A 1,567-nucleotide genomic window follows, 5' to 3' on the forward strand; every position below is an offset into this window, starting at 1 on the left:
GGCGTCCATGAGCATCTCGGGGCGCGGCGGGCAGCCCGGCAGATAGATGTCGACGGGGACGATGTGGTCGACGCCCTGCACGATCGCGTAGTTGTTGAACATGCCGCCCGAGGAGGCGCAAACCCCCATGGAGATCACCCACTTCGGGTCCGGCATCTGGTCGTAGACCTGCCGCAGCACCGGCGCCATCTTCTGGCTCACCCGGCCGGCCACGATCATCAGGTCGGCCTGCCGGGGGGAGCCTCGGAAGACCTCCATGCCGAAGCGGGCCAGGTCGTAGCGCCCGGCGCCGGTGGTCATCATCTCGATGGCGCAGCAGGCCAGCCCGAAGGTCGCGGGGAAGACCGATGACTTGCGCACCCAGCCCGCGGCCTGCTCGACAGTGGTCAGCAAAAAGCCGCTGGGCAGCTTCTCTTCCAGTCCCATGGGTGACCCCTAGTCCCATTCCAGGCCGCCGCGACGCCAGACATAGGCGTAGGCGACGAAGACGGTGAGCGCGAAGAGGAGCATCTCGACGAGCCCGAACAGCCCCAGGGCGTCGAAACTGACCGCCCAGGGATAGAGGAAGACGATCTCGATGTCGAAGACGATGAAGAGCATCGCCGTCAGGTAGTACTTGATCGGGAAGCGACCGCCGCCTGACGGGTGCGGTGTCGGCTCGATTCCGCATTCGTACGCTTCGAGCTTGGCCCGGTTGTAGCGCCTGGGGCCGATGAGCGTGGCCATGACCACGGAGAAGATCGCAAAGCCTGCCCCGAGGGCTCCCAGTACGAGGATGGGCGCGTAAGCGTTCACCGTCCTCGCTCCCTTCAGTCGACGATGACTGGATGGCGGTCCGCTCGGGCTCGCCGGCCGCCCCGAGGTGATCACGTATATGTGAGGCAGTTCACAAGCCCGATGCCCGCATCTTATGCCCGTCGGTCTGTGATCTGCGACACGGGGTCAGCCAACGACTTTGTGATCTTCACCACCTGACGAAGGATCATGAAGTCGGATGACCGGTGATCTCCCTACACGAAGCACGCAAGTGATCACCAGAGGTGATATTCGCCGGTGTTACCGCTGGTCAGCGCGGCAACCTCATTATCAAGACACGTGGCTGATAAGCAAATTGGCGCTGGACGGGAGCCAACTGCTATATGCGCGACGGGTGTAGACGTGATGCGCTCGTGACCTCGCCGTGATCGTCGGTACGTGCTTCGGTTCACGAGCGGAGGGCCGGAATCACGCAACGACGGGGTGCGCGCAGCCGGTCGACGGCCGACGATCGGTCACGGGAACATAACGGACACTCACGAGTGACCTATCCCACGCGATTTGAAGTCATAAGACCTTGACGCCCGGGAAGCCTTGGCGCGGCGAATCAAGAAGTGATAAGCGCGCCCGGAGGCCGCGCCGGCCATCAAATGCCGTGCGTAGGAACATGATCGAGAAATTCGGACATCGCGCCGGCGCTACGGCAGTTGACGAAAAGTCCGTTTTATTCGTCGCGTACACATCAAGTGTGGCGCACCCCACCTTTGTTGGCAGCAACCTGCGGCTCCTGATAGCCGTGGTGCCATGTCCC

The 1,567-nt window shown here is 62.9% G+C and carries 2 protein-coding genes; both read right to left on the reverse strand.

What is annotated here, in order from left to right; all coding sequences use genetic code 11:
• Positions 1-426: NADH-quinone oxidoreductase subunit B family protein (locus AB0I03_RS26485; RefSeq protein WP_360417323.1), on the reverse strand; the 426-nt coding region annotated here is incomplete at its 3' end.
• Positions 427-435: 9 nt separating this feature from the next.
• Positions 436-795, reverse strand: coding sequence for an NADH-quinone oxidoreductase subunit A (locus AB0I03_RS26490; RefSeq protein WP_067349851.1), 360 nt, complete (start codon positions 793-795; stop codon positions 436-438).
• Positions 796-1,567: the final 772 nt, after the last annotated feature.

Origin of the sequence: Glycomyces sp. NPDC021274 (assembly GCF_040641195.1) — a bacterium.
Taxonomy (GTDB): Bacteria; Actinomycetota; Actinomycetes; order Mycobacteriales; family Micromonosporaceae; genus Glycomyces.